The sequence below is a fragment of the Streptomyces cinnamoneus genome, from assembly GCF_002939475.1.
Classification (GTDB): domain Bacteria; phylum Actinomycetota; class Actinomycetes; order Streptomycetales; family Streptomycetaceae; genus Streptomyces; species Streptomyces cinnamoneus_A.
The window spans coordinates 3,646,680-3,664,383 of record NZ_PKFQ01000001.1 but is presented as its reverse complement, the minus strand read 5'-3'; the positions used below and the strand labels follow the sequence as shown (position 1 = coordinate 3,664,383).

Annotated in this window: 11 protein-coding genes and 3 tRNA genes; 3 read left to right on the top strand and 11 right to left on the bottom strand. The window is 75.7% G+C overall.

Features of this window, described 5'->3' with window-relative positions; genetic code table 11:
* Nucleotides 1-43 precede the first annotated feature (43 nt).
* From CYQ11_RS15975 to CYQ11_RS15940, 8 genes are all read right to left on the bottom strand, one after another.
* Nucleotides 44-1,549 carry an MFS transporter gene (locus CYQ11_RS15975; RefSeq protein WP_099200215.1) on the bottom strand — a complete coding sequence of 502 codons (1,506 nt, stop codon included), beginning with the start codon at nucleotides 1,547-1,549 and terminating at the stop codon, nucleotides 44-46.
* A 78-nt stretch (nucleotides 1,550-1,627) separates the two neighbouring features.
* Nucleotides 1,628-3,682 carry an ArnT family glycosyltransferase gene (locus CYQ11_RS15970; RefSeq protein ID WP_099199869.1) on the bottom strand — a complete coding sequence of 685 codons (2,055 nt, stop codon included), beginning with the start codon at nucleotides 3,680-3,682 and terminating at the stop codon, nucleotides 1,628-1,630.
* Nucleotides 3,679-4,944, bottom strand: a complete 1,266-nt coding sequence (locus tag CYQ11_RS15965) for a bifunctional glycosyltransferase family 2/GtrA family protein (RefSeq protein WP_099199870.1) — start codon at nucleotides 4,942-4,944, stop codon at nucleotides 3,679-3,681. The genes CYQ11_RS15970 and CYQ11_RS15965 overlap by 4 nt, the downstream gene beginning before the upstream one ends.
* Nucleotides 4,877-6,484, bottom strand: a complete 1,608-nt coding sequence (locus tag CYQ11_RS15960) for a sensor histidine kinase (RefSeq protein WP_240003449.1) — start codon at nucleotides 6,482-6,484, stop codon at nucleotides 4,877-4,879. The genes CYQ11_RS15965 and CYQ11_RS15960 overlap by 68 nt, the downstream gene beginning before the upstream one ends.
* The gene (locus CYQ11_RS15955; protein ID WP_099199871.1) at nucleotides 6,481-7,236 is read right to left on the bottom strand and encodes a response regulator transcription factor; all 756 of its coding nucleotides are present in this window, start codon (nucleotides 7,234-7,236) and stop codon (nucleotides 6,481-6,483) included. The genes CYQ11_RS15960 and CYQ11_RS15955 overlap by 4 nt, the downstream gene beginning before the upstream one ends.
* Nucleotides 7,237-7,373: 137 nt before the next feature.
* Nucleotides 7,374-7,447 (bottom strand) — tRNA-Met (locus CYQ11_RS15950).
* Nucleotides 7,448-7,474: 27 nt separating this feature from the next.
* A tRNA-Arg gene (locus CYQ11_RS15945) sits at nucleotides 7,475-7,547 on the bottom strand.
* Between the two features lie 274 nt (nucleotides 7,548-7,821).
* Nucleotides 7,822-7,912, bottom strand: a tRNA-Ser gene (locus tag CYQ11_RS15940).
* A 231-nt stretch (nucleotides 7,913-8,143) separates the two neighbouring features.
* Between CYQ11_RS15940 and CYQ11_RS15935 the strand changes: the two genes are divergently transcribed.
* Both CYQ11_RS15935 and CYQ11_RS15930 read left to right on the top strand, forming a co-directional pair.
* A complete protein-coding gene (locus CYQ11_RS15935; protein WP_099199872.1) occupies nucleotides 8,144-8,611 on the top strand; it encodes an SSI family serine proteinase inhibitor in 468 nt (155 codons plus the stop codon).
* A 214-nt stretch (nucleotides 8,612-8,825) separates the two neighbouring features.
* A complete protein-coding gene (locus tag CYQ11_RS15930) occupies nucleotides 8,826-12,962 on the top strand; it encodes a response regulator (RefSeq protein WP_099199873.1) in 4,137 nt (1,378 codons plus the stop codon).
* 127 nt (nucleotides 12,963-13,089) lie between these two features.
* Here the strand turns inward: CYQ11_RS15930 and CYQ11_RS15925 are convergent, their stop codons facing one another.
* On the bottom strand, nucleotides 13,090-13,821 hold the full coding sequence (locus tag CYQ11_RS15925) for a 3-oxoacyl-ACP reductase family protein (protein ID WP_099199874.1): 732 nt from the start codon (nucleotides 13,819-13,821) through the stop codon (nucleotides 13,090-13,092).
* A 220-nt stretch (nucleotides 13,822-14,041) separates the two neighbouring features.
* On the opposite strand from CYQ11_RS15925, the gene CYQ11_RS15920 reads away from it, so the two are divergent.
* Nucleotides 14,042-15,694 (top strand): long-chain fatty acid--CoA ligase, encoded by a 1,653-nt coding sequence (locus tag CYQ11_RS15920; RefSeq protein ID WP_099199875.1) that lies wholly within the window; start codon nucleotides 14,042-14,044, stop codon nucleotides 15,692-15,694.
* Between the two features lie 149 nt (nucleotides 15,695-15,843).
* Here CYQ11_RS15920 and CYQ11_RS15915 read toward each other — a convergent pair whose 3' ends face one another.
* Complete coding sequence (locus CYQ11_RS15915; RefSeq protein ID WP_099199876.1) at nucleotides 15,844-16,752, bottom strand: SGNH/GDSL hydrolase family protein; 909 nt, start codon at nucleotides 16,750-16,752, stop codon at nucleotides 15,844-15,846.
* Nucleotides 16,753-16,918: 166 nt separating this feature from the next.
* Entirely contained in the window at nucleotides 16,919-17,644 is a 726-nt protein-coding gene (locus tag CYQ11_RS15910; protein ID WP_099199877.1) for a GGDEF domain-containing protein, read from the bottom strand.
* Nucleotides 17,645-17,704: the final 60 nt, after the last annotated feature.

Here is a 17,704-nt window from a genome sequence, read left to right as displayed (position 1 = left end):
CCGTGGACCCGGGCCGGCCGCCGCGGCACCGTACCCGTGCCTGCTACCGCTTGCGCTCCGCCCGCCACAGCAGGGCCCCGGCCAGGAGGCCGCCGGCCAGCACGGCCCCCGCGCCCACCAGCTGGCTGGCCTGCACGCCGGAGGCGAAGGCGTCCTGGATCTCCGAGCGCTCCGCGGCCGTGTCCGCCTTCGACAGCGCCGCCGGCAGCGACCCGGCCCCCGCGGCGACCGCGGGGAGCAGCGCCGCGAAGCGCGAGTTGAGCACGGCGCCCAGCACCGCGACGCCCAGTCCGTTGCCGCACTCCTGGAGCGTGCCGTTGACGCCCGCGCCGACGCCCGCCTTCTCCGGCGGGATCGCCGACATGATCGCGTTGGCCATGGCGGGCATGGAGAGGGAGATGCCGACGCCCATGAGGATCAGGCCCAGCAGCATCCCGCCGTACGCGTGGGCTCCCAGCACCGCGATCGACGCGAGGCCGGCGGCCAGCAGGCCCATGCCGCCCGCGATGGCCACGGGGGTGCCGACCTTCGGCAGCAGCCGGGCGCCGACGCCGGTGAGGTTGAGGACGACGATGACCAGGGCCAGCGGCGTCATGCGCAGACCGGTCTCCAGCGGGTCGTAGTGCAGGACCAGCTGCAGGTGCTGGGTGAGCAGGAAGAACGAACCGCCCATCCCGAAGGCCACCAGGATGCCGCCCGCGACGGCGCCGGTGAAGCGGCTGTTGCGGAAGAAGTGCATGTCGAGCATGGGGTACGGGCAGCGGCGCTCCCACAGGGCGAAGAGCGCGAGCACGGCCACGCCGCCGACGCCGGAGCCGAGCACCCGGCCTGAGGTCCAGCCGTGGACCGGGCCGGAGATGATCGCGAAGACGACGCCCGTCATGCCGACGGTGGACAACAGCGCACCGAGCAGGTCGGGGCGGTCGCCGCTGGGGCTCTTCGACTCGGGCACCCACTTGAGGACGGCCAGCAGGCCGAACAGGGCGACCGGCAGGTTTATCAGGAAGATCGAGCCCCACCAGAAGTGGTTGAGCAGCGCCCCGCCGATGAGGGGCCCGGCGGCGAAGCCGAGGGAGCCGACCGCCCCCCACAGGCCGATGGCCTTGGGACGCTCGTCGTCGTCGAAGACCTGGACGACGACGGCGAGGGTGGTGGTCATCAGCAGCGCGCCGCCCACGCCCATCCCCGCGCGGGCCGCGATCAGCTGACCGGTGGTCTGCGACATCGCGGCCGCGAGCGATCCGAGGCCGAAGAGCACCAGACCGGCCGCGAGCATCTTCTTGCGCCCGTAGCGGTCGGCGGCGCTGCCCGCGGTGAGCAGCAGACCGGCCTGGACCAACGAGTAGGCGTTGATCATCCACTGGATGTCGGCGGTGGCCGCGCCCATCTCCTCGGTGAGGGAGGGGATGGCGACGGTGAGGACCGTGTTGTCGAGCAGGACGGTCAGCTGCGCGAGGCAGATGACGCCGAGGACCACCCACCGGGTGGGATTGCGGTGCGGTTTCTCCTCGCTGCTGCGGTGCGGCGAGGCGGCGGTCGTCGCCGTCATGTCGGGCCCCCCTTGTACGGTGTACGACTGGTTGATGTCGTACACCGTACAAGACTTCCTCTACGACGTACAAGCGCTTTACCGGGGGGCCGTCAGGTCGTAGAGGACGACGTCGCCGACGGTGGTGGCGGTGAAGTGCGCCTCCACCCAGGAGGTGATCTCCACGGCGTATCCCCGGCCGGTGCCGCCGCGCTGCCGGCCCGCCCCCTCGCCGGAGGCGACGAAGTAGTGGATCTCCTTGTCCTCCACCAGGGCCCGGAACCGCTCCACCGTCGGGGAGGGGTCGCTTCCGTTGAAGCCGCCCACCGCCATCACCGGCCGCTCGGCGGCGAGTTGGAAGCTGGCCGCGTTCTGCGAGCCGACGGCCGCGGCCGCCCAGGTGTACGAGCCGGCGTCCCGCTTCAGCGCGACCACCGCCTGCGCGCTCACCCGCCGCCCGCCGAGCAGCCCGCCCATGCCGCCCGGACCGCCGGGCCCGCCCTCCGGACCGCCGGGCAGGGCCTTGGCGCCGCCGCCCGCGCCGCGCCGGCCGTCCTGGCCGGGACGGCAGTCGCCCTGGGCGCCGGCGCGACCGCCGGGCCCCGCGCCCTTGCGCACACCGGAGCCCCACCCGCCGCCGGGCCCGCCGCAACCGGCCGGACCGCCCGCACCGGGAGGACCGCCCGGGAAGCCGTCGCCTGGCCGCCCGGCGCGCCCCGCCTTGCCGCCGCCGAAACCGCCGCCGCGCACCGCCGGGCCGGCGGTCACGATGGAACCGCCGTGCGCGGTGTCCACCGTGTTCAGCGTGTAGGCCAGCGGCGCCGCCAGCGCGCTCGCCACGGCCAGCGCCCCCGCCACCCGGGCCGACACCCGGTCCGTGCGACGGCGGGCGAGCAGCAGCAGGGCGGCCGCCACCAGGCCCCCGGCGAGCACCGCCCACTTCAGCCACGGCAGCCAGTGGGGCGTGCGCCTCAGCAGGACGTGGGCCCACACCACCGTCAGGACGACCACGCCCGCCAGCAGGACCGTCGCCCGCCGCTCCCACAGCAGCACCGCGCCGGCGCCGGCGAGCGCGGCCACGTAGGGGGCGAGGGCGACGTTGTAGTACTGGTGGAAGATCCCCGACATGAAGCTGAAGATGAGGAAGGTCATCAGCAGCGACCCGCCCCAGGCGAGCAGCGCCCGCCGCCGGGCCCGGCCCTCGTCCCCGGCCCGGCGCGTCAGCCACAGCCCGGCGACGAGCAGGACGAACGCCGCCGGCAGCAGCCACGCGATCTGACCGCCCATGTCCGAGCCGAACAGGCGCGTGATCCCGGTCTCCCCCCACCGGCCGCCGCCGGGGCCGGCCGGGCCGCCGCCCACGCTGCCCGTCTCGTTGCCGTTGATGCGGCCGAGACCGTTGTAACCGAAGGTGAGTTCGAGGAAGCTGTTGTGCTGCGAGCCGCCGACGTACGGGCGCGAGGCCGCGGGCCACAGCTCGACGACCGCCACCCACCAGCCGCCCGACACCACCATCACCAGCCCCGCCAGCAGCAGTTGACCCAGCCGGCGCAGGGGCCTGGCCGGTGCGCACACCGCGTAGAGCAGCGCCAGCGGCGGCAGGACCAGCCACGCCTGGAGGGTCTTGGTGAGGAAGCCGAGGCCGAAGCACAGCCCGGCCGCCAGCAGCCACGACGTGCGCGCACCCTCCAGCGCCCGCAGCACGCACGCCACCGCGCACACCGTCAGCAGGCACAGCAGCGCGTCGGGGTTGTTGAAGCGGAACATCAGCGCCGCGACGGGCGTCAGCGCCAGGACCGCGCCCGCGAGCAGACCGGCGGCCCGCCCGAAGGACCGGCGCACGGCTCCGTACAGCACCCCGACCGTGGCGACGCCCATCAGCGCCTCGGGCACGAGGATCGCCCAGGAGCTGAGCCCGAAGAGCCGCACGGCCAGGCCCATCGGCCACAGCGCGGCCGGGGGCTTGTCGACCGTGATGGCGTTCCCGGCGTCGGAGGAGCCGAAGAAGAAGGCCTTCCAGCTGGTGCCGCCCGCCTGCGCGGCGGCCGAGTAGAACTGGTTCGCGTATCCGGAGGCGCTCAGGTCCCACAGGTAGAGCACCGCGGTGGCGGCCAGCAGCGCCAGCAGGGCGGGTGAGGGACGGCGGAGGGTCATCGGGGGTTCCCCTGACTGTGGTGCGGAAAGACCCAGGCGCGCAGCAGCAGGAAGCGCAGGGCGGTCGCCGCGAGGTTGGCGGCGACGAGGACGGACAGTTCGGCGCCGTGTCCGGGGCTGCCGCCGGCGAGGTCGAGGGCGGCCAGCGAACCGCTGGTCAGGGCGAGGCCGATGCCGAGGACGACGAGCCCCTGCGCCTGGTGGCGCAGGACCCGCCCGCGGCCCCGCACCCCGAAGGTCAGGCGCCGGTTGGCGGCGGTGTTGCCCACGGTGGTGACCAGCAGCGCGGCGGCGTTGGCCGGCTGCGGCCCCGCGCCGGCGCCGGTGCGCAGCAGCCAGTACAGGCCCAGGTACGCGAGCGTGGACAGCGCACCCACCACGAGGAAGCCCAGCAACTGCCGGGCCAGGCCGCGCGGCACGTCCAGCGCGTGGTCGCGCGGGTCGTCGCCGAAGGGCCGGGCCAGCCGGTCCAGCGGCAGCCGGCCCGTCGCCAGGGCGCGCCCCACGCGCCAGACGCCGCGCAGGTCGTCGGTGGCGGTGCGCACCAGGTGGACGGAGCTGTCCGGGTCGTCGACCCAGTCGACCGGCACCTCGTGGATGCGCAGCCCCGCCCGCTCGGCGAGCACCAGCAGCTCGGTGTCGAAGAACCACCCGGTGTCCTCGACCAGCGGCAGCAGCCGTTCGGCGACGTCCTTGCGGATGGCCTTGAACCCGCACTGCGCGTCCGAGAAGCGCGCGGCCAGGCCGGTGCGCAGGATCAGGTTGTAGGCGCGGGAGACGAACTCCCGCTTGGGTCCGCGCACCACGCGCGAACCGCCCGTCAGCCGGGATCCTATGGCCAGGTCGGAGTGGCCGGAGATCAGCGGGGCGACGAGCGGGAGCAGCGCGTTCAGCCCCGTCGACAGGTCGACGTCCATGTAGGCGAGCACCGGGGCCTCGGACAGCGTCCACACCGTGTGCAGGGCCTGCCCGCGCCCCTTCCGCTCCAGCCGTACGGCCGTGACCTCCTCGATCGCGTCGTCGAGCAGGGCCGCGACCTCGGGGGTGCGGTCGGTGCTGGCGTTGTCCGCGATGGTGATCCGGAAGCGGTACGGGAAGGTGTCCGCCAGGTGCGCGTGGAGGCGGCGGACACAGGCTTCGAGGTCCTCCTCCTCGTTGTGGACGGGGATGACGACGTCGAGGACGACCGTCCCGTCACGGGGCAGGGGCCCACGGGCCGGGAGAGGTGACGGCGGTGCGGTGCGCCGGGTGGTCTGGGGCATGGACCCGACCCTGTCGGCCGGCGCTGTCGTCCCGGTGTGGCCGGCCTGTGGGCCGGCTGTGAATGTCGTCCGCCCCGCCGCGCGCCACCGGGAGTTCCACCGTGAAGACCGTCCGCCCGGGCGCGCTCGCCACCCGCACCGCGCCGCCGTGCGCGGCGACGACGGCCCGGACGATCGCGAGCCCCAGCCCCGTCCCGCCGCCGGCCCGCGACCGGGAGGCGTCGCCGCGCGCGAAGCGCTCGAAGACATGGGGCAGCAGCGCGGCCGGGACGCCCGGGCCGTCGTCCTCCACCTCCACCACCGCGCACGCGGCGCCCGGCCGCACCCGCGCCGTGACGGTCGTGCCGGCCGGGGTGTGCGTACGCGCGTTGGCCAGCAGGTTCACCAGCACCTGGTGCAGCCGGGCGCCGTCCCCCGGCACCCGCACGGGGGCGTCCGGCAGGTCCAGGCGCCAGGTGTGGCCGGGTCCCGCCGCGTGGGCGTCGCTCACGGCGTCGACGACGAGCGGGGGAAGGTCGACGTCCTCGCGCGCCAGCGGGCGCCCGGTGTCCAGGCGGGCGAGCAGCAGCAGGTCCTCGACCAGGACCGTCATCCGGCGCGCCTCGGACTCGATGCGGCCGAGCGCGTGCCGGGTGGCCGGGTCCGGCTCCTGCCCGGCGCGGCGGGTGAGTTCGGCGTAGCCGCGGATGGACGCCAGCGGCGTGCGCAGCTCGTGGCTGGCGTCGGCGACGAACCGGCGCACGCGCGTCTCGCTCTCCTGCCGCGCGGCGAGGGCCGAACCGACGTGTCCCAGCATCCGGTTGAGCGCGGCGCCGACCTGCCCGGCCTCGGTCCTCGGGTCCGCCTCCGCCTCGGGGACGCGCTCGAGCAGGGCCACCTCCCCGCTGTGCAGCGGGAGTTGCGCGACCCGGGTGGCGGTGGACGCCACGCGCCGCAGGGGCCGCAGGGCGATCCGTACGATCGCCCCCGCGGCGAGCCCGGCGGCGACCAGCGCGGTGGCGCTGACGCAGACCTCCACCAGGACGAGGGTGCTGAGGGTCTCGCGCACGGCGGTGGTGGGGATGCCGACGAGGTAGGTGGTGCCGTCGGGGGCGGTGACGGACGTGGCGCGGTACGCGCCCCGGCCGGGCAGGCCGACGTCGTGCGGACGGCCGTCGCGGGGCAGCCGGGCGAGGGCGGCGCCCTGGGCGGGGGTGAGCGGCTCCAGGGACTCGTCGCCGTAGCCCGGCTCCCAGGGCGCGCTGACGGCCGAGTCGCGCACCCGGCCGTCCGCGCCGAGGACCGCGCCGACGGTGCCGATGGGCCGGCCGCCGCCCCGGACGAACCGCAGCCCGCCGCCGTGCGGGCCGGGCGGCGCGGCCGCCCGCACGGCCACGTCGCGGAGCTGGCCGTCGAGCTGCCCGTAGAGGTAGCTGCGCAGCACGATCGTGGTGACCGTGCCGATCACCGCGCACACGATCGCGACCAGCGCGACGGTGGAGACGACCAGGTGGGTGCGCAGCGGCCGGGGGCGGCCGAGGCCGGCCGGCCGGCGTCTCACGCGATGGTGGCGGGCTGGACGGCGGGCTTGATCAGATAGCCGGCGCCGCGCCGCGTGTGGATCATGGGCGCCCGTCCGGCGTCGATCTTGCGGCGGAGGTAGGAGATGTAGAGCTCGACGACGTTGGCCTGGCCGCCGAAGTCGTAGCTCCAGACGCGGTCGAGGATCTGCGGCTTGCTGAGCACGCGGCGCGGGTTGCGCATCAGGAAGCGCAGCAGCTCGAACTCGGTGGCGGTGAGGTGGATCTCCGTGCCGCCCCGCGAGACCTCGTGGCTGTCCTCGTCCAGGACCAGGTCGCCCACGGTCAGCACGGACTCGGCGCGCGGCACCGCGGCCCGTGACCTGCGCAGCAGTCCGCGCAGCCGGGCGACGACCTCCTCCAGGCTGAAGGGCTTGGTGACGTAGTCGTCACCGCCGGCCGTCAGGCCCGCGACGCGGTCCTCGACGGAGTCCTTGGCGGTGAGGAACAGCACCGGCACGTCGGGCTGTTCCCGGCGCAGCCGGCCGAGCACGGACAGGCCGTCCATGTCGGGCAGCATCATGTCCAGGAGGACGGCGTCGGGCCGGAAGTCCCGGGCGGTGCGGATCGCCTCGGTGCCGTCGGCGGCCGCCCGCACCTCCCAGCCCTCGTAGCGCAGGGCCAGGGAGAGCAGGTCGGCGAGCGGCGCTTCGTCGTCGACGACCAGTACGCGTACGGCGCTGCCGTCGTCGTGCAGCAGCTGGGTGCGCCCGGTGGGCGGGGCGGTGGTCATGGTGGTGATGGTGGCGGCGCCGGGTGAGAGGGCCCTTTCGGCACTCTGTGAATCGTCTGAGAATCCGGCGGCCGCCGCCGGGCCGGGTCCGGAAACGCCACAGGCCCGGTACTTTCGTACCGGGCCTGTGGTCAGAGTAGCGGGGACAGGATTTGAACCTGCGACCTCTGGGTTATGAGCCCAGCGAGCTACCGAGCTGCTCCACCCCGCGACGGACGGGAGACGAATCTCCCGACAGTGCGCTCGGCAGGATTCGAACCTGCAACCTCTTGATCCGTAGTCAAGTGCTCTATCCGTTAAGCTACGAGCGCTCTGCTTCCCGGCTCTTTCGGCCGGTCGGCGTTGCGAGAACAACATTACATGAACCTCGCCGTCAGACGAAATCCATTCCCCGCACCGCCCCCGACCTGGGAAAACGCCACCAGCGGTGACTTTCGGCCGAACATCCGCAGGGGTTCGGCCGACTTCTCCCGAGGTGCCGGGGAGCGCACCGCGAGACCCCGCCAAGACGGGCGTCCCCGCCACGGGGACCGGCTCCACGCGAAAGCCCCGGCCGTCTCGGGGACGGCCGGGGCTTTCCGGCTGCGGAGGCGGAGGGATTTGAACCCTCGATGGGATTTAAGTCCCAAACCGCATTAGCAGTGCGGCGCCATAGACCGGACTAGGCGACGCCTCCAGCACACCCACGCGGGCGCGAGTGCTGCGTTGCAGATGATGACACAGCCCTGTGGCCGATCACCAATCGCACCCCTACGGTACCGGGCGCGCGGCGTCCTGGGCAAAGGTCTTTCCGGCGCGCAACGCGGGGCGTCCGGGCGCGTTAGTCCGCGTGAGGGTCTCTCGGGCGTACGTCCGAGAGACCCCGGCCCCGTACGCACCACCTCGCGCACCCCTGGAGTCCCCGCCCATGTCGCTCCTCCGCCGTCCCGCCCTCGCCGCGCTCCCCGCCCTCGCGGCGGCGCTCGCACCGGCCCTGCTCGCCGTCCCCGCCGTGGCCGCCCCGATCCCGCTGGACGGGCTGGACGGCGCCGACCACCTCACGATCACCGTCGCCGACAGCGGCAGGCGCCCGCGCACGTACGAGCTGTACTGCCATCCCTCCGGGGGCACCCACCCGCGCGCCAGGGAGGCGTGCGACCAGCTCGACGGGCAGTCGCAGTGGGGCAGGGACATGTTCGCGCCCGTGCCGGAAGGCCAGATGTGCACCATGATCTACGGCGGCCCGGAGCGCGCCCACGTCGCCGGCAGCTGGGCCGGACGGCCGGTGAACGCCGACTTCAAGCGGACGAACGGGTGCGAGGTGGCCCGCTGGAACAAGTTCTCCCTTCTGTTCGGAGAGTCGAAGGGCTCGCCGAAGGAAACTCCCCAGGGCTGACCCGAAGGTTCCCCAGAAGGCGGACACGAGGGGCATGTCCGGCCTGCCCGAGACGCCCCGGAGGGGGCCGGTGGCGCCTCACGACCCACCCGTCATCCGCAGTAGCGCCCGCCACGGCAGCCCTTAGACTTCCCCTCAATGACACGCCCCGGAGCGAACGCGAACCCACCCGGAGCGGTCGGCAAGGTGCGGTAACCAGGGAGGAAGCGTCGTCGTGAGCAGCAGGCCATCCCGAGGCGCTGCTCGCCTCGCAGCCATACTCGACGCCCTGCCCGATGCCCTGTTGCTGGTGAACTGCAACGGCACGGTGGTCAACGCCAACCACATCGCGCTGGAGACGTTCGAGGTGCCGGGCACCGGTCTCGTCGGGCGCGGGCTGCTCGACCTGCTGCCCGAGTTCGACTCGCGGCGCATCCCCGGCGGGCTGCGGCCGCCGCGGGACGACCCCGACGGAGGGCGCACCAAGCCCACGCGGATGGTCGCGCGACGCACGGACGGCACCCAGTTCCCCGTCGAGGTGACCAGCGCCAACCTCGACGGCCGCACGCCGTACGCCGAGCCGCACGCCTCCTACGACGACGAGCTGCTCATGCTGGTCGTCCGCGATCTGACCGGCACCCTCGACACCGAGGCCGAGCTGGCCCGTTCGCAGCGCCAGACGGAGATGATCCTGCGCGCGGCGGCGGAGGGCGTGGTCGGCGTCGACACCGCGGGCAAGGTCGTCCTCGTCAACCCCTCGGCCGCCCAGATCCTCGGCTACCGCGCCAGCGACCTCGGCGGGCGCGAGCTGCACCCGCTGATCCACCACTCGCGCCCGGACGGCACCCCGTTCCCGTACGAGGAGTCGCCCATCGCCGACACCCTGCGCTCGGGGCGCAAGCACCGGGTGCGCGGGCAGGCGCTGTGGGCCAAGGACGGCCGGGCGGTGCCGGTCGACCTGACGACCGCGCCCGTGCGGGACGGGGACCAGCTGGTCGGCGCGGTGATGACCTTCACCGACCGCCGTCCCTACGACGCCCTGGCCGCGCGCCACGAGCAGCTGGTGGAACTGCTGGACAGCTCGCTGCGCGGGCCGCTGGAGCAACTCCGGGCCGAGCTGGGCGGGCTGGCCGACGACCCGGCCGGGCAGCTGTGGCCCGAGGCCAACCAGATCCTGCACCATCTCGCCGCCGGATATGCCCGGATGAGCACGCTGGTCGACAATGTCCTCGCCTATCAGCGGCTCGACTCCGGGCAGAGCAAGCTCGTGCGCGAGAAGGTCTCCCTCGACGAGGTCGTCGCGGCGGGCGTGGAGGGCGCGGTCGAGCTGATCGGGCCGGGGCGGGCACAGTTCGCCGTCCACGCGCCAGCCATCGAGGCCGAGGTGGACGCGGAGCACTTCGCCCAGGCGCTCGCCCATCTGATCGCGGATGTGGCGGGGGTCGACTCGACGGGCAACGTGCCCTCGGGCGTCGCCTCCGGTTCCGCTTCCGGTTCCGGCGCGCTGCCCGGGGACTCGACGATCGTCGTGGCGGCGGCGCAGCGCGGCGAGGTCGTGCGCGTCGAGGTGCGCGGCCCCTACCCGGGCGGTGACCCCGTCCACGCCCCCCTGGTGCGCGGCATCGTCCACCGGCACGGCGGCGTCCTCCAGACACACGACGTGCCGGGCTCGGGCGGCGGCAAGGCCTACGTGCTGGAGGTGCCGGTCTCCGCCGAGGCGGGGCCGGTGCCGGCGGGCGCGGAGCGGCGCGGCCCGGACACCGAGAACCTCACGACCGTCATGCCGATGCCGACGCAGCGCGGCCGGGGTACGAGCCCGGACGCGGCGATCCCGGGCGCGCCCGCCGAGAGCGGCCCGTCCGGCGGCTCCGGCGCGAAGGCGCCGGCGGACGCGGCCCCGGCGGAGGCGCCCCCGGCCCAGGGCGGCGGCCGGCGGGCCCGCCGCGCCGAGGCGGCGCCGGCCCCGGCGCCCGACCGCGGCGCGGCACCGCAGCCCACCGGACGCCGGCGCGGGCAGGCGTGCCTGGAGGAGGAGCCCGGCGACGCCCCGGGCGGCCGCCCCGGCGCGGGGCTCGTGCCGCCGCAGGCCACGGGCACGCCCACGGGCCGCCGGGCGCGGCGCGCGGCCACAGCCTCCCCTGCGGACTCCGCTTCCGCCCCGGCACCGGGCGAGGCGGCGCGCACCGCCTTCGCGCTGCCCCCGGCGGACGCCGACCGGCCGGCCGAGCCGGAGCCGGCCCCGACCGGCCGCCGGGCACGGCGGGCCCTCACGGAGACCGCGCCGGACCCCCAGGCCCAGGGGCAGATCCCCGGCCAGGCCACGGCCGAACAGCCGGTCGAGCGCACGGCGTTCGCGCTGCCGCCGGCCGACGCGGACCGCGAGGCCCCCGCCGCCGAGCCCGCCGCCGGCCCGGCCGCCGACCGGGCGCCCACCCGGCCCGCGCCCGCGGACCCGGGCGGTCCGGTGCCGCAGCAGGCCGCCACCACGCACGGCCACGGCGTTCCGGCCCCGCCCGGACCGGTCCCGTTCGGCACGGAGGCGCCGGGCGCCCGGCCCCGCACGCCGCAGCCCGAGCCCGGAGAGGTCCACGGGGACCCGTCCGGCCCGCGGCCCCCGGCGGCGGCCCCCGACCGGGCGCCGGCCGTGCCGGTCCCGGCGGACGGCGCCCCCGCCGCGGCGTACCCGGAGGCCCACGCGATCCCCGCGCCGGCCACGGCCCCCGACCGGATGCCGGGGCACACCGACGGCCTCGCGGCCGCCTTCGGCGCGCCCGGTGCGGCCGCCCCGGAGGCGGGCGACACGCCCGCCCGCCCCGACGGTTCCCACGGTGAGCCCTTCGCCGGTCCCGTGCCGGCCGCGGCCCCGCCGCACGAGGCGCCCGCCGCCGGGCCCGCGGTGCCGGCCCCTCAGGCCCCGGCCCCCCAGCCCCCGGCGGCTGGGGCCGACGGCCCCGCCGGGGCTCCCTTCGCATCGCCCGCTCCCGGCGCACCCGCCAACGCCTCCCCGGCCGCGCCGCCTCCGGCACCGGAGGCCCCCGCGCCCGCCCCCCAGCCGGCGCCCGGCCCGGAGGCACCGGAGGCCGACGCGCCCGCGGCGCCCGCCCCGCAGCCGGCGCCCCAGGCACCCCAGGCCGACCCGGCCGACCCCGCGGCAGGCGGCCCCGCCCCGTTCGCCCCCGACGCGCAGGCCCCCGCACCCGAGGGCGCGGCCCCCGCGCCCACCGGGCGGCGCCGGGCCCGGCGCGCGCTGGCGGAGGAGCCGGGCGCCCCGGCGGCGCGGCCGATCAGCGTGCGGACGCTGGGCCAGGGGCCCGGCGCGGGCGAGACGCCGCCCGGCGGGACGCCCGTCGCCGGTTCCGGGCGGCGGCGGAAGCTGGCCAACCCCTCCGAGGGCGAGCGGGAGGCACAGGCGCAGGCCCAGGTGCAGGCCCATGCCCAGGCCGCCCAGGCCCAGGCGGCGGGCGCCCCGGCCCCGGCGGCCCCGCCGGCTCCCGGCACGGCCCGCCCGCATCCGCTCGGCACGCCCGAGGGCCGGGCGTTCACCGTGGGGGCACCGGACGAGGGCGCCGAGGGGCCCGAGCCGCTCGACGGCCCGAACGGCGCGGTCGAGGTCGTGGAGTCCGTGCGTCCGCCGATGGACGACGAACTGCCGCCGGAGCCGCTGGACAACCCGCGCCGGCTGCTCGTCTGGCCCGCCCCGGACCCGTCCACGGAACAGGCGCTGACCGAGCGCGGCTACCGCCCGGTGATCGTGCACTCGCGCGAGGAGGTGGACGCGCAGACCGCCGCCTACCCGGCCGCGCTGTTCGTCGACCCCCTGACCGGGCCGATCACCCGGACGGCGCTCCAGTCGCTGCGCGAGGCGGCGGTCGCCGCCGAGGTGCCGGTGCTGGTGACGGCCGGTCTGGGACACGCGACGCGGGAGGCCGCCTACGGCGCCGACCCGGCGGTGCTGCTCAAGGCGCTCGCGCCGCGCGACAGCGAGATGCACCCGCCGCGCGTGCTGCTGATCGAGGAGCACGAGCCGATCGCCAACGCCCTGACGGCGACGCTGGAGCGGCGCGGGATGCACGTGGTGTGCGGGGCGACGGACTCCGAAGCCGTGACGCTGGCGGCGCAGACGCGCCCCAACCTGGTGGTCATGGACCTCATGCAGGTGCGGCGCCGCCGCGCGGGCATCGTCGACTGGCTGCGCGGCAACGGCGCCCTGAGCCGTACACCGCTGGTCGTCTACACCTCGGCGGACATCGACCCCTCGCAGCTGCCGCGTCTGGCGTCGGGCGAGACGGTGCTGTTCCTCGCGGAGCGCTCGACGAGCGCGGAGGTGCAGGGCCGCATCGTGGACCTGCTGGCCAAGATCGGTACGAACTGACCGCTGCGGGCCGGACCGGCCGCGCCCGGCGGCCGGTCCTCAGAACCCGGTCGGGGCCGGCCCCGGACCGGGGTCGGCCTCAGGGGGCGCCCCTCGTACCGGGGCGCCCCGTCCGTGCCGGCGCCCGCTACGCGGCGTGGCCGCCGTCGACGGAGATCTCGGCTCCGGTGACGTAACGGGCCTCGTCGCTCGCGAGGTAGGCGACCATCGACGCCACCTCTTCGGGCGTGCCGAACCGGCCGACGGCCGTCATGGCGCTCTGTCCGGCGGCGTACGGGCCGCCCGCCGGGTTCATGTCGGTGTCGGTGGGACCGGGGTGGACGATGTTCGCGGTGACGCCGCGGTCGCCGACCTCCCGCGCCAGCGCCTTGGTCAGGCCCGTCAGCGCGGCCTTGCTCATCGCGTAGAGCGTGCCGCCCGGGCCGGGCACCCGCTGGGTCATGCAACTGCCGATGGTGATGATCCGGCCGCCGTGCCTCATCAGCGGGACCGCCGCCTGGGCGGCCAGGAAGCAGCCGCGCACGTTCACGGCGAGGACGCGGTCGACGTCGGCGAGGGTGAGCTGTTCGAGCGGCCCGAGCACACCGACGCCCGCGTTGTTGACCAGCACGTCGAAGCGGCCGAACGCCTCCGCCGTCCGCTGCACCGCCGCGGCGGCGGTCGCCGCGTCCCCGGCGTCGGCCCGGACGGCGAGCCCCCGCCGGCCCTCCGCCTCGATCGTGCGGACCACCTCGCGGGCCGCGGCCTCGTCGGCCACGTAGGTGATCGCCACGTCCGCGCCCTGCGCGGCCAGCCGCAGCGCGACAGCCGCGCCCACGCCCCGGCTGCCCCCGGTCACCAGCGCCGCCTTGCCGTCCATGTGCCCTCCACGTTTTGTTCGTTGCAACTTCAATCACTTACGGGTTCCATGGAACCGCCGGACGGACGGAGGCGCTGGCGGAAATCGGTCCCCGCGTTCGGGAGTGTGGCGGACTTGTTTCTTCCGAATCACTTTCCGGTAGTGACTTACCGCCGGATACGCCAGCAGAATCGCCGGGAACGACCCTCGCGTAACGACGCGCAGAATGGGGAGGCCCCCGGTGCAGAGCACGATGCAGGACGTACCACTGACCGTGACGAGGATTCTGGCCCACGGGTCGACCGTCCACGCCAACGCTCACGTCACGACCTGGACAGGCGAAGGCGCACCCCGGCGCCGGAGCTTCGCCGAAGTCGGCGCCCGTGCCACCCGGCTCGCCCACGCCCTGCGCGCGCTGGGCGTGCGCGAGGGGGACCCGGTCGGGACGCTGATGTGGAACAACGCCGACCACGTGGAGGCGTACCTCACCGTCCCCTCCATGGGCGCCGTCCTGCACACGCTCAACCTCCGCCTGCCCCCCGAGCAGCTCGCCTGGATCGTGCGGCACGCCGCGGACCGCGTCGTCATCGTCAACGGCTCGCTGCTGCCGCTGCTCGCGCCCCTGCTGCCGCACCTGGACTGCGTGGAGCACGTCGTCGTCTCCGGGCCGGGCGACCTGTCCGCGCTGGAGGGCTGCCGGCCGCAGGTCCACGCCTACGACGAGCTGATCGCCGGGAGTCCCGCCGAGTCCTACGACTGGCCGGAGCTGGACGAGCGGCAGGCCGCCGCCCTCTGCTACACCTCCGGGACGACCGGCGACCCCAAGGGCGTGGTCTACAGCCACCGTTCGATCTACCTGCACGCGATGGAGGTCAACGCGGCGGCGTCCTTCGGGCTCAAGCCGGGCGAGACCTGCCTGCCCGTCGTGCCGATGTTCCACGTGAACGCCTGGGGGCTGCCGCACGCCGCGTTCATGGCGGGCACCTCGCTGCTGATGCCCGACCGCTTCCTCCAGCCCGCCCCGCTGGCCGAGATGATCGAGTCGGAGCGGCCGACGGTGACCGCCGGCGTGCCGACCATCTGGCAGGGGCTGCTGGCCGAGCTCGACGCCAAGCCGCGCGACGTGTCGTCGCTGCGCACGGTGGTCAGCGGGGGTTCGGCGTGTCCGCCGTCGCTGATGAAGGCCTTCGAGGAGCGCCACGGCCTGACGCTCGTTCAGGCGTGGGGCATGACCGAGACCTCACCCCTGGGAACGGTGGCCCACCCGCCGCCGGGCCTGGGCGCCGAGGAGGCGTGGCCCTACCGGATCACGCAGGGCCGCATGCCCGTCTCCGTGGAGGCGCGGCTGATCGGCCCGGGCGGCGAGACGCTGCCCTGGGACGGCCGCTCGGCCGGTGAGCTGGAGGTGCGCGGGCCGTGGATCGCGGGCGCCTACCACGGGGGCGCGGACGGCGAACCGCAGCGCCCCGAGGACAAGTTCAGCGAGGACGGCTGGCTGCGCACCGGTGACGTCGGCACGATCACGGCCGACGGCTTCCTCACCCTCACCGACCGGGCGAAGGACGTCATCAAGTCGGGTGGCGAGTGGATCTCCTCGGTCGAGCTGGAGAACCACCTGATGGCCCACCCGCAGGTCGCCGAGGCGGCCGTGGTGGCCGTGCCGGACGAGAAGTGGGGCGAGCGGCCGCTGGCGGCCGTGGTCCTCAAGGACGGCTCGTCGGTCGGCTACGAGGGGCTGCGGGCCTTCCTCAGCGAGCGGATCGCCCGCTGGCAGCTGCCCGAACGCTGGGCCCTCGTCCCGGCGGTGCCGAAGACGTCGGTGGGGAAGTTCGACAAGAAGGTGCTGCGCAGGCAGTACGCGGACGGCGAGCTCGTGGTGACGACGCTGGGCTGAACCGCCGCGCGTCCGCGCAGCGGCTCGGGGTGGCCGCGAGGCCCCCGGCGCGCCCACCGGCACGCTGGGGGCCTCCGCCGCGCCCCGCCGAGCGGGAACACCCCGTCAGCGACGTCCCGTTCTGCGGGCACGGCCGTGCGGCGACGTGCTCAGGGCCCGTCCACGAGCGCGTCGACGACGGCCTCGGCCATGGCCCGCTCACCGTCCTCGTTGGGGTGGAAGGGGGCGGCGGGACGGATCCGGGGGTAGGTCGTCAGACCCTCGACCCACCGGTCCGCGAACGGGCGGCAGGCGTCGTGCCCGAAGGTCGTGCCGTGGGTGTTGACGTAGAGGTCGCCGTGGGCCACCGCCTGGCGGCGCAGCATGGCGTTGAGGTTGCGCACGGTGCCGCGCAGGTACGGCAGGTCGCCGTCGGCGATCCGCAGGGACCTGCGGCAACCCTCGACGTCGTCGCCGATCAGGGTCGGGTAGCCCACGACGGCCACGCGGGCGTGCGGGGCCCGCCGGTGCACGGCGTCGAGCGCGGCGGCGATCTTGGGGGCGGTGTCGTCGATGCGCCGCTGGAGCTCGTCGCCCCCGCCCTCGCGGGTGTACGCCCGCTGGCAGGGGGCGTCCCGGGGGACCTCGCCCGTGGGGTGGACGCACCGGGCCAGGACGTCCATGAAGCCGACGTCGTTCCCGCCGATCCCGAGGGTGACCAGCGCCGTGTCGGGGCCCAGCGCGGCGAGTTGGGGCGCGTTGCCGGTCACCGGCTGGCGCTGCCAGAGGTGCTCGGTGGCGGCGCCCGCGCAGCTGACGTCCGTGAAGCGGCCGAAGCCCAGCTCCTCGCGGACGAGGGAGGGGTAGTTGGCGTCCGACCGGCCGCACGCGGTGTCGGTCTGCCGGGGGACGGACGGGGCGGAGGTGAAGGAGTCGCCGAGGGCCACGTAACGCTCGCCGTGGGACCGTGGGGTCGCGGCCGTGGCGGAGGCGGGGGCGAGGACGCCCGCCGCCAGGGTCGCCGCGGCGCCGAGCGCGGTGAGGGCGGACCGGACTCTGGTGCCGTTGCTCCGGGGCATGGCTGTGCCTCCTCGTGACGGACGTTGTCTGAGTCGCGCCGCGCCAGCCTCGGGCGCGGCGCGCGGAGCGTCAATCGGCTGTCCGTCGTTTCGGCGACTTGTGACCGGATACCGGAGCTTCGGCGTCCGGGAGGCCGGGCTTGACGGCCGTCCCGGTCGCCGGTGGTCAGCAGGCCCTGCGCCGGGCCGGCGGGAGCAGGGTCAGGTGCGGGGCGGGCCGCCCGGGGCGCCGGCCGGGCGCGGTGGCCGCGCGGCGGTCGCGCAGGTCGGTGCCGCCGGCCCCGTGCCGGGCCGCCGGCGCGGCCTCGCCCCCGGTCCCGGCGCCCGCCGTCGCGGGCCGCCAGGGGTCGCCGCGGCGCTTCGCCGCGTACATGGCCTCGTCCGCGCCGCGCAGCAGCTCCGAGAGTCCGGCGCCGGGCCGGTGTCCGGTGTGGCACAGGCCGATGGAGGCGCGCGGCGCCAGCGTCACGCGGCCCGTGTCGAGCGGGGCCGACAGGCGCGCGGAGAGGTGCGCCATCTCGGCGGCCGGGTCCGTGCCGGGCGCGATCCGGACCACGGCGGTGAACTCGTCGCCGCCCAGCCGCGCGGCGAAGCCGCCCCGCTCGCGGCACCAGGCCGCGAGCCGCCGGCCCACGGCGGCGATGACCTGGTCGCCCACGTCGTGCCCGTGGGTGTCGTTGATCTGCTTGAAGCCGTTGAGGTCCAGCAGCAGGACCACGGCGTGCGGGTGCCGGACGGCCTTCCGCGCCCGGGCGGTGAACTCCTCGCGGCGCATCAGGCCGGTGAGCCGGTCCGTCCGGGCCGCGCGGACGCGGCGGCCGAGGTAGCAGGCGTGGGTGACCCAGCCGATGGTGGGGACGGCGACGGGCAGTGCCTGGAGTATGAGGTTCATCGGGCGCCTTCCTGGGTTCGCGGGGAACGGTCTCCTCGGTCCGAGCGACGGCCCGATCGC

What these genes read in the sequence shown, in the direction of transcription:
- CYQ11_RS15975 (WP_099200215.1), bottom strand. Translation starts at nt 1,549, where the DNA reads ATGACGGCGACGACCGCCGCCTCGCCGCACCGCAGCAGCGAGGAGAAA.
- CYQ11_RS15970 (WP_099199869.1), bottom strand. Translation starts at nt 3,682, where the DNA reads ATGACCCTCCGCCGTCCCTCACCCGCCCTGCTGGCGCTGCTGGCCGCC.
- CYQ11_RS15965 (WP_099199870.1), bottom strand. Translation starts at nt 4,944, where the DNA reads ATGCCCCAGACCACCCGGCGCACCGCACCGCCGTCACCTCTCCCGGCC.
- CYQ11_RS15955 (WP_099199871.1), bottom strand. Translation starts at nt 7,236, where the DNA reads ATGACCACCGCCCCGCCCACCGGGCGCACCCAGCTGCTGCACGACGAC.
- CYQ11_RS15935 (WP_099199872.1), top strand. Translation starts at nt 8,144, where the DNA reads ATGTCGCTCCTCCGCCGTCCCGCCCTCGCCGCGCTCCCCGCCCTCGCG.
- CYQ11_RS15925 (WP_099199874.1), bottom strand. Translation starts at nt 13,821, where the DNA reads ATGGACGGCAAGGCGGCGCTGGTGACCGGGGGCAGCCGGGGCGTGGGC.
- CYQ11_RS15915 (WP_099199876.1), bottom strand. Translation starts at nt 16,752, where the DNA reads ATGCCCCGGAGCAACGGCACCAGAGTCCGGTCCGCCCTCACCGCGCTC.
- CYQ11_RS15910 (WP_099199877.1), bottom strand. Translation starts at nt 17,644, where the DNA reads ATGAACCTCATACTCCAGGCACTGCCCGTCGCCGTCCCCACCATCGGC.